Annotated in this window: 6 protein-coding genes and 2 pseudogenes; 5 read left to right on the forward strand and 3 right to left on the reverse strand. The window is 43.6% G+C overall.

Features of this window, described 5'->3' with window-relative positions:
- The 3 genes and pseudogenes from HMPREF3091_RS22825 to HMPREF3091_RS04085 form a co-directional block, all read left to right on the forward strand.
- Positions 1-543: pseudogene (locus tag HMPREF3091_RS22825) on the forward strand (integrase domain-containing protein); the annotation flags it as partial.
- A gap of 418 nt (positions 544-961) precedes the next feature.
- Positions 962-1861 carry a HamA C-terminal domain-containing protein gene (locus HMPREF3091_RS04080; protein ID WP_070714400.1) on the forward strand — a complete coding sequence of 300 codons (900 nt, stop codon included), beginning with the start codon at positions 962-964 and terminating at the stop codon, positions 1859-1861.
- Entirely contained in the window at positions 1858-4383 is a 2526-nt protein-coding gene (locus tag HMPREF3091_RS04085) for a DEAD/DEAH box helicase (protein WP_070714402.1), read from the forward strand. The genes HMPREF3091_RS04080 and HMPREF3091_RS04085 overlap by 4 nt, the downstream gene beginning before the upstream one ends.
- Here HMPREF3091_RS04085 and HMPREF3091_RS04090 read toward each other — a convergent pair.
- On the reverse strand, positions 4370-5260 hold the full coding sequence (locus HMPREF3091_RS04090) for a hypothetical protein (protein WP_070714403.1): 891 nt from the start codon (positions 5258-5260) through the stop codon (positions 4370-4372). The genes HMPREF3091_RS04085 and HMPREF3091_RS04090 overlap by 14 nt on opposite strands.
- A gap of 663 nt (positions 5261-5923) precedes the next feature.
- Between HMPREF3091_RS04090 and HMPREF3091_RS04095 the strand changes: the two genes are divergently transcribed.
- The gene (locus tag HMPREF3091_RS04095; RefSeq protein ID WP_070714406.1) at positions 5924-7186 is read left to right on the forward strand and encodes a tyrosine-type recombinase/integrase; all 1263 of its coding nucleotides are present in this window, start codon (positions 5924-5926) and stop codon (positions 7184-7186) included.
- Between the two features lie 454 nt (positions 7187-7640).
- Here the strand turns inward: HMPREF3091_RS04095 and HMPREF3091_RS04100 are convergent.
- A pseudogene (locus HMPREF3091_RS04100) lies at positions 7641-8523 on the reverse strand (integrase domain-containing protein).
- A 373-nt stretch (positions 8524-8896) separates the two neighbouring features.
- Here HMPREF3091_RS04100 and HMPREF3091_RS22610 point away from each other — a divergent pair.
- Entirely contained in the window at positions 8897-9073 is a 177-nt protein-coding gene (locus HMPREF3091_RS22610) for a hypothetical protein (protein ID WP_168168174.1), read from the forward strand.
- 153 nt (positions 9074-9226) lie between these two features.
- Here the strand turns inward: HMPREF3091_RS22610 and HMPREF3091_RS04105 are convergent.
- Positions 9227-10095, reverse strand: an 869-nt coding sequence (locus HMPREF3091_RS04105) for an IS3 family transposase (RefSeq protein ID WP_083321363.1), incomplete at its 5' end; no start/stop codon positions are given.

Raw genomic sequence — 10095 nt, forward strand, 5'->3', positions numbered from 1 at the left:
GTACACGGCAGGCCATCACACCGGATCACTACCGTCATGTGCTGGAAACGGCACGCGCGAAAGATCCGGGACTGGCGGCAGCACTGGAACTGGCGCGGTTAATGGGACTACGTTCTCAGGAGGCGGTGCAAAGCGCTCAGTCGCTGAAAACGTGGCGACAGGCCGTTGAACGTGGCGATACGCGCTTAACCGTGGTTTTCGGCACCAAGGGCGGACGCCCCCGCGAAACGGTGATTCTGGATACCGGCGCAGTTAAAAAAGCGCTCGACAATGCGTTAGCTGTCGCAGAAAGCCGTAATAACAGGTTAATCAACAAGCCGGATCTGAAAAGCGCGATGGACTACTGGCACAATCAGGCGGCGCGAATGGGTTTAACTGGCGCATATTCCCCGCATTCTCTGCGTTATGCGTGGGCACAGGATGCGATAGATCATTATCTGGCGCAGGAGTTTAGCCATAAAGAGGCACTGGCAATGGTGGCGATGGATTCTGGGGCATGGTGACGGGCGTGGGCGGTATGTGGCGCAGGTGTATGGACGATGAAATAAGACAAGTACGGTTATTACCCTCCAATGCAATAAGCGAAAGGAGAATCATTGCGCAGCAGTGACAAGTAAGAATAGTCTCTTTGCCAGAACAACTGTTACAGCCAGTAACTCCCCTGTTATTTATGGCTAGCTTGATCTCTTTACCAACGGCACCTATAAACGAAACTTATTTAAGCGATGTCGGTTAATTCAAATCATCTCAGCCCCCGTTAACGACAATTTAGCCTCAACAAACCTCATATCAGTAAGAAAAATACAAGTTGTAGTTTACGTAGTAAAGAGTTTGAATTATCGAGATATTTTTCTTCTCTTTAGATATTTTTATGAGTATTATCTAATCGACATACTATTAAAACCGTATCGTGATGAGTTATGCATTCATCTCATTTTTTGATGGGAATCAAGTGAAAAGCATGATAAAAAAACTTGCACCACAGCTAAAAAACCATGATGAAATCAGAAGCATACTTCGTGAAAAGGACATTACTATTTCCCTAGGAAATGGTCAAAAAGTAGACACACTTTTGATTTACCTGCCAATAGCTAATGGAAAAAGTGACTACGTCCAATTATTTGAAGTAATTAAAAGAGAAATTTTGTACAATTTTGCTTTTAAGTGCTGCGAAATTAATAGAAAGCTAAAAAGTCAATCGCCATCAGCTACTGACGAACTTGTAAATAAAGCTATTCGTAGATTAAGCCAACATACAGCGCATGGCGAATTAGGTGAGTTAATCTTGTTTACTCTCTTAGATGTTTATCTTGAAGCACCCAAAATACTCAGCAAGATATCTCTAAAGACAAGTAGAAGAATGCCTGTATACGGTGCTGATGCTGTTCACGCACAATATCATAATAATGAGATAAGATTGTATTTTGGAGAATCAAAACTTCATAAAAATTTCGATGGTGCAGCTGCTGATGCTGCAAAATCGATAAAATCTGCGAAAGAGAAATACCAAGTCGAATTTGATTTAATTGAAAGCCATCTTGACTTCCCCAATATGGAAGATGATATACAAGAAGATATAATGGATCTTATTGACCCATTTTCTGATAAAGATTACTTACAAAGTATACACTCACCATGTTTTATTGGTTTCACCGGCCACGATATAATAGGATCGTCTCGAACTGAGGATGAGTTTCTCGAAAAATATATACTTCTTGCTAATAAACATGCAAATTATTTCTTTACAAAAATTGAAGAGCAAACACTAGATCATAGTCAATCAACACTCATGCTCTTACCATTTAGTGATATAGATGAATTGGTCAGAAAATTCATTGATTATTTAGGAATAGAGAAATGAGTAATTTTTATTCAAAACTTGCAGAAAGAATTCTCAATAATGAAGAGTTTAAAAAAGCAGAAAACGCACTATTTAGAGAATACATTAATTCTGTGTCTGAACAAAAAAGTAATTTAGATATAACTGTAGCAAAAAAAATAATATCAACAGCTCAAATATTCTATTACTCAAAACAAGATAGTTTCAGAAAAGAAGGCTCTATACTTCTTTCTATGTTAATTGAAGTTTGTGCTCAACAATATCCTGAGCTAATACCTATTGCGAATAATATATTTTATAACTCTGGCGATTTTCCCAATATTAGACTCCTTGAGGAGAGATTCCCTAACATATCCTTTAGATTTAATATATATTCTGAGACAAGCCGTAATCTGCGTTTAGAAATGAATACAGTTGATGAATTGGATTTTCCTCTAACTGATTTCCAAAGAAGTCTATGGATTGAATTGAACTCCGGGGAAGATGTTATAACTGTCGCTCCCACCTCGGCGGGGAAAACACATATAATACTTAGTTATATAATCGACAGGGTTACAAAAAGTGACGGCGCTTTTGCGGTGATTATCGTTCCTACAAGAGCATTAATAACAGAAGTCTCATCCAAGATATATGGTATTTTAAAAAATAAAAACTTGGACAGTGAAATTGAGATTTGTACAATACCTAAAGATAGTTCATTCAAACAAAAGACAATTTTTGTAATGACACAAGAAAGACTGCATGAGATTCTACAGCGTGGTGATATATATTTTGATTATTTATTCATAGATGAAGCACATAATATTTCTGATGAAAGTAGAGGAGTATTACTTCACATAACATTAGAAAAATTGTTGGAAGATAGTGCTCCTCAAATTATTATTGGAATGCCCTCTCCTCAGTATATAAATACTTTTTCAAGTGTTTTTAGGGGAGTTTCGTTTACAAAAGAAGTTACAGCTCACTCTCCCGTATCGAAAATCATAATGTCAGTAAACCCTAAAGGCAGGAATTTACTGATTGAACGAAAAGGAACTGATAATACGGTATCTATTCCTAAAAAATTTAAAGATAAAAATCTCTCCGATATAGTCCTTAGGCTTGGAAAAGGATATAGCAACATCGTTTACAGGAATCAAACTAACTCCTGTGACAGCACAGCAGATGAAATATCGAAAAAACTTCTTAACAAAAAAAACAATGCTGCTCTTGAAGAGGCAGCAGAATATATAGAACATTTTATTCATGAAGATTACTCTCTAGCAAATAATTTACGTAAGGGTGTTGCCTTTCATTATGGCCCATTACCAACATCTGTTCGGTTGCTTGTAGAAAATTTAGTAAAAGAAGGTCATATAGATTATATAATTTGTACAAGCACCCTAGCTGAAGGTATCAATCTCCCCGCTAAGAATTTGTTTCTCCTTAACCCTTTCAATCGCAGGCCTTACCAGCCGTCAGAAAGGCTGGAAGATGTAAAAATAAGCAACATAACAGGTCGGGCAGGAAGAATGTTAGAGCACTTCTCTGGGAATATTTTCCTAATTGAGCCTGATGACTGGAAATATAAAGATTACTTTGATGATGAGAAAAATAATAAAGAAGAAAAAATACCCACCTATTTTAAATTAATCAACGATAATAAAAATGAAATACTTTTAGCTTTATCAGGCCACTTCTCACATGAGGATAACGATCAGTATAAATTCTATACAGTAGCGAACAAACTTATAAAAAATTACTCAGACGATAATTTAATTGAAACATTTTCCTCACCAGAAATTACGCTTAATCAGTCAGAGATAGCTGAAATTAGAAAATCCGTCCGTGCTACCTTAGAAAACATAAAGGTATCCTCTTTTATTTTAGAGGCAAATCCTACGATCGGGTACATACAACAAAATAAAATCTATGAATTCTTGAATGATGTAGCAGATATAAATGACTGGGCTTTACCACACCCTAAGTCCGACAGTGTATATGAGAGACTTCTCAAAATCTGTAATAAGCTAATTGAATTCGGTGTTTTTAATCCATCAGGGGAATATTCTGCTAGCTATATAACTACAATATCTAGAAAGTGGATTCAAGGTCATAGCTTAAAAGAAATAATTACAGCGCAAATTGCATGGGATATTGAACATAATTCTGAAGACAGAGAAAATGCTTCATCAAAATTCAATGTTAATAAATCGGTTAGAAATGTCATTAAAGTAATTAATAATGATATAAGGTTTAGATTTTCGAATGCCATAAAATGCTATCATCTTTTATTAAAAAACATAGCAACAATAAAAGATGTTGATGTTCAATCTGTAAAACTTCATTATTATTTAGAAATTGGAGCAAGTGATGAAAGAATGATGGCCCTTTTAAATTTAGGTTTATCAAGAGAGACAGCTAAAGAATTGCATGATAAGTTACCAAAAAATAGTTCTATAGGATCAATTAGTGATCTAGCAAAAATAATGCTTTCGACAAACATCGACAGCCTCCATGCCGTCATTAAAAAAGAAATAACTAATCTACTCAGTCATAGCTGATCTTTAGCAAATAGTCATCTAAGGCAGATTCTAACACTCGTGATGAACATTCCTCATCAATAAATTTATTGCGAGTGTTAATTTCCGTTTTGAAGTTTAAAAAGGCATTAGAAAAATCGAAACTTAGAATGCTACCTTTTTTATCAACACCTTTCACTTTTAGTATTGAACATCCTTCGTGATCCGATAGAAAGTTTACTATCTCAATGACATTCTCTTTGGTTAAATTAGATTCCTTATTCTCACCAAATTCTAAGTTGAATGACAATTGCATTTCTTGACCAATGTAAGGAGCAGAGCTAAGTTGTTTGAAAAAATTAGGTGCATCTTCTGAGAGATCATTAAGATATGAGGAATTCATATTAAATTGCAAGCTACTAAACTCAGGTAACTCATTTAATGAACTAAACTCTTTTTCCTTAGGAATTAAATCTATTCCTATTTTATTCTTTCTGTCACTATTAAATTGCTCAAGAACAAAACGGGATACACTTTTTACTGTACCACTAGGCCCAGATGTAAACCCTAAAATAACGTTCAAATCAGGAACTATATAAAAGAAATAAGGATCTCCAATTATTCCTTGATTCTGGTTAATACCAGTAATAATACCATCCTTCGTCGCTTTGGTTTGCCATGTATTCCGCTCTCTCACAACCGTCAGACTATAGCTCAAAGGCTTCCTTTCTGAATTATCTTTGTTAAATCCATTGAACTTTATTAAATACTTTTTCCCTCGATGATTAATGATTCGAGTTTTGTCATTATCATGATAAATTGTCTTAATATGAGAGGAAAACGATTTAAAAAAGCATTCATTCGCGTCAATTTTAAGGAAGATGACTGTTATATTTTTTTTAATTTTATTAACGCTCATTATTATAACCCCATAAAAAGAGCGACACATACTGTATATAATGCCAGTATACTATCACAATTCGATATAGCTGTCCATTTTAACTTAGCTCAAAAACCATCGGCGCCTCCCTTTATTTAAATAATTTGAAAGCATTATTTAAATTTACTGTCCTCATAATTGAGATGATGGATTTGTTCCAAAATAAAAACCTCATTTTATTAAGCTTATAACTCACTCACAGCAAGTCATAAATCATGAAGAAACAACTCTCATCCCGTATAGTGGATATCAGCGAGGAACTACGCAACAATATCCTACATCTTTTTCATTCTTACAGAGAGCGATACAATAAAGGCATAATGCAATTCTTTACAAGATGGCAAGAATATTGTTAAGAAAATCACATTTATCTAAAAAAAACATTTTGGGGCCTTTGTGGGGGCATCACCATCTTACAAATAAATATATCTCATAAATATCAAATTGTTAAATCAATTATTGCATCCAGTCAGAGGAGCCAAATTCTTGTTTTCATGCTTACTTGTACGTCTCTATTTATTTACGATTCAGTAAGTTAGCGTGAAAATTCTTCCCGATGCGTATCTGGTTTTCTCTCCGCATCCGGAAAATTTGGTGGTCAGATTTGGGGTCAGTTTGGTTCGATTCTGGAGTGACCCCCAAATGTCTTTAAATGATTCTAAAATCCGCAAGTTAAAACCCACTTCCCGTCCTGTAAAACTCTCCGATTCCCATGGTCTGTATCTGCTCGTCAATCCGGGTGGTTCGCGTATCTGGTATCTCAAATATCGCTTCGGTGGCAAAGAATCCAGAGTCAGTCTCGGCGCATATCCGCTGGTTTCTCTCGCTGACGCCCGGCAACAGCGCGACGGTATCCGTAAGTTACTGGCACAGAATATCAACCCGGCGCAACAGCGCATGGTGGAAAAAGCGGCCTGTTCGCCCGAGAAATGTTTTAAAGCGGTGGCGCTGGCATGGCATAAAACCAACAAAAAATGGTCGGCTGATTATGCCACCCGTATTCTCGCCAGTATGGAAAACCATATTTTCCCGGCGATTGGTCACCTGCCCGTCACGGTGCTGAAAACACAGGATTTTACGGCGTTACTTCGGGTTATTGAGGACAAGGGCTTTCTGGAAGTCGCGTCCCGAACCCGGCAGCAACTCAGCAACATCATGCGTTACGCCGTTCAGCAGGGACTGACCGAAAACAATCCGGCACAACATCTGGAAGGCGTGACAGCCACCCCCGTAAAGAATCACTATCCCGCCCTGCCGCTGGAACGGTTGCCTGAACTGCTTGACCGTATCGGCGATTATCAACAAGGGCGCGAGTTAACCCGGCTGGCAGTAGTGCTGACGCTGCACCTGTTCATCCGCTCCAGCGAACTGCGTTTTGCCCGCTGGAATGAGATTGATTTCAGAAATAAAATCTGGACCATCCCCGCCACCCGCGAAGCAATCGACAAAGTGCGGTTTTCAGGCCGTGGCGCAAAAATGCGCACCGCGCATATCGTCCCACTTTCCCGGCAGGCAATTGCCATTCTGAAACAGATACAGGAACTCTCCGGCCATCTTGAACTGGTGTTTCCCGGCGACCATAACCCCTACAAACCGATGAGCGAAAACACCACCAACCGGGCGCTGCGTCTGATGGGCTATGATACAAAAACCGATGTGTGCGGACACGGACTGCGGGCAATGGCCTGTAGCGCGCTGGTCGAGTCAGATCTCTGGTCGCGGGATACGGTGGAGCGGCAGATGAGCCATCAGGAGCGAAACAGCGTGCGGGCAGCGTATGTGCATAAAGCGGAACATCTGGAAGCCCGCAAGGCCATGATGCAGTGGTGGTCAGATTATCTTGATGTGTGCCGTGAAGGGTATATTGCGCCGTATATTTATGCCCGGCAGCATAAGGCGGCCTGAACCATTGGCAGTGTCATTGGTTGAAAACAGAAAAGCTGTTTCCGGTTGTCCGGGAGCAGCTTTTTTGCATTGAAAGGTGTTGCCTTCTTTTTTCCCGTTATTCATCGGAAAGCGTACAAAATTATTCGAGGGTGAATAATTCCGGGCGAAAACCTATCAATACCTCAGCCATCAATAGGTATATATCAAAAATAATTCACGGTGGATCATTTCTGGGCATCGTTACCAGTCTGTGGCAGGACTGCGCCAGATATTGCCGGATACATATCGATCTGCGCCAGTTACAGCCTTTTCAGCCCTTTGGCCTTTTCCGGTCAGGCGCTGTTACCCTTAGTCTCCCCTTACCCTTCCCAGCCTTTTTCCTTGGCTGGCTCAGATCGGAGTAACAATTGGCTGCTGCACCAGAGACGGGGACAAAACCCGATGAATATCTGAATTTCAGAAGAGAGCACTGTCATGCACCGCCCCGCCGCCCGTAAACCTGCGCCACATACCGTCCACGCCCGTCGCCATGGCCCAGATCCATCGCCGTCATCGCCAGAGCTTCTTTTTCGCTGGATCCCTGCGCCAGATAATAGCGGATTGCCTCCTGCGCCCACGCATAACGCAGGGAGTGCGGGGTATATGCGCCAGTTAACCCGAGACGTGATGCCTGGCCGTGCCAGTATTTCATCGCGCTTTTCAGATCGGGCTTATCGATCAGCCTGCCGTGACGCTGCTCAGCCACCGCCAGCGCAGCATCTACCGCCTTGCTGACTGCGCCAGCGTCCAGAATAATCGTCTCGCGGGGTCGCCCGCCTTTGGTACCAAAGACCACGGTTAGCCGGGAGTCACCCCCGCTCCAGCGCCTGTTTCCATGTATTCAGCGACTGCGCACTCTGCACCGCTTCCTGCGAGCGTAATCCCATCAGCCTTGAGAGCTCCAGCGCCGCCGCCAGCCCCGGATCTTTTGCGCGGGCGGTTTCCAGTACATGACGGTAATGCTCCGGCGTGATGGCCCGTTTTGTCCCGTTGCGGGACGCGCCGGACAGCCCCAACGCCCGGTTACTGAGCCGCTCGCTCTGCGCCAGTTTATCGCGTCCGGCCTGCTTCAGAATGCAGCGCACCGCCGCCATCTCGTTTTGCAGGGAACGCCTCGTGATGTCCTGCGCCAGCCGTGTCCGGACGTACTCTTCAATATGCCGGGATTTCAGTTGTTCCACCCGGCGGATCTGCACGTTCTGCCCCATCAGACGTTCACAAAACCGCTGCACCAGCGCCATGCGATCGTGGACCGTTTTATGGCTGCCGCCCGTCTGCTGCGCCAGCTTCTTCATTTCCTGCGCCAGTATCCCTATATATTCCCCCTTCATGATTGCAGCAAATCAATCACCCAAAAACTGATACAGCTTTCCCCGGCGCGTAGGCCGATAGCCCCTGAGTTTTGTCGGGGCTGCGAACGATACCTGAGCGCCGGGGCGGCAGCCGTTGAGGTGTTATGGGGCGTCGGTTGTGCTCTCTGAGCAGCCGCCCGCGTTAGCGGGTTATCCCCCTGATCGTCCTGATCCCCCTCCGGTATCGGTTCATGTTCTCCTTATGCGTCAAATAGCCTGAAAACGCGGTGTCAGAATCCCGTCACGGGCTGGCGCAGTTGATTTCTCTGGGGCAGATCAGAAAGATTGCGTGCGTCACTTTCCCGCTCTGCGCGGTTAAAGTGACGCACGGGTTCTGGTGCAGTGCTTAAACACCGCGTTTCTGGGGCAGTTTTACGGTCACGCGGCAGCAAAGCCTTCGGCAATGCAGGCCGCAGCCCGTAAGATAAAAGGATCTGGTCGTCAGCAGAATGTGGGAGATAGCCAGAAAAATTCCGGCTTGGTACGGATTCAGGCCAGCGTACTGGCGCAGTAAAAGGACGTATCGCGTGAAAACTTCAGCCTCCGTCGCAATTATCCACGACCCGGTGTTTGCAGAGGTCTGCACCGGTCAAGGGCTCAACCATCCTGCTGACTCAGGCGCTTCTTTCAGGTTGTGTGATCCTACCCAAGTAATCTGGACACGACTCTAAGCGAGGTTCTGGTTTTCAAACTGTTCCGGACTGAGGCCACCACACGCACTGTGACGACGCCACCGATTGTAATCACACTCAATATAATTGAACACTGTTGTTCGCATCACTTCCCGGCTGATAAAGCACTCCCCGTGGATACACTCCACCTTCAGTGAGTGGAAGAAGCTTTCCGCACAGGCATTATCGTAACAACACCCTCTGGCACTCATGCTCCCGCGCAGATTATGCCGCTTCAGTAATGTCTGATACTCCTCTGAACAATATTGCCCGCCACGGTCGCTGTGAACGATGACATTTTCCGGGCGCTTACGTCGCCACAGTGCCATCTGTAGCGCATCACACGCCAGTTGTGCCGTCATTCGCGGCGACATTGACCAGCCGATGACTGCCCGGGACCACAGGTCAATCACTATCGCCAGATACAGCCAGCCCTCATCTGTTCGTAAGTACGTGATGTCACCTGTCCATTTATGGTTCGGCCCACTGGCGTAAAAATCCTGCTTCAGCAGGTTTTCTGACACCGGCAGTCTGTGTGCCTGGTAGCTGACCGGCCTGAACTTACGTGCTGCTTTTGCCCGAAGCCCCTGACGACGCAGGCTGGCAGCGATGGTTTTTATGTTGTACTCCGGCAGTTCATCCGACAGTCGTGGTGCTCCATACCGCTGTTTTGCGTCAAAGAACGCCAGCCGGACAGCGGCATCACAGACCAGACGGTACTGCTGCCGTCGGTTTGGCTGATGGCGGCGCAGCCTCCAGGCGTACCAGCCACTGCGGGCCACGCACAGCACCCGGCACATGGCTTTGATGCTGAACTCTGCCCGATGATTTTCGATAAAGACATACTTCATTTCAGGCGCTTCGC

This window comes from Hafnia sp. HMSC23F03, assembly GCF_001816025.1.
GTDB classification, from domain to species: domain Bacteria; phylum Pseudomonadota; class Gammaproteobacteria; order Enterobacterales; family Enterobacteriaceae; genus Hafnia; species Hafnia paralvei.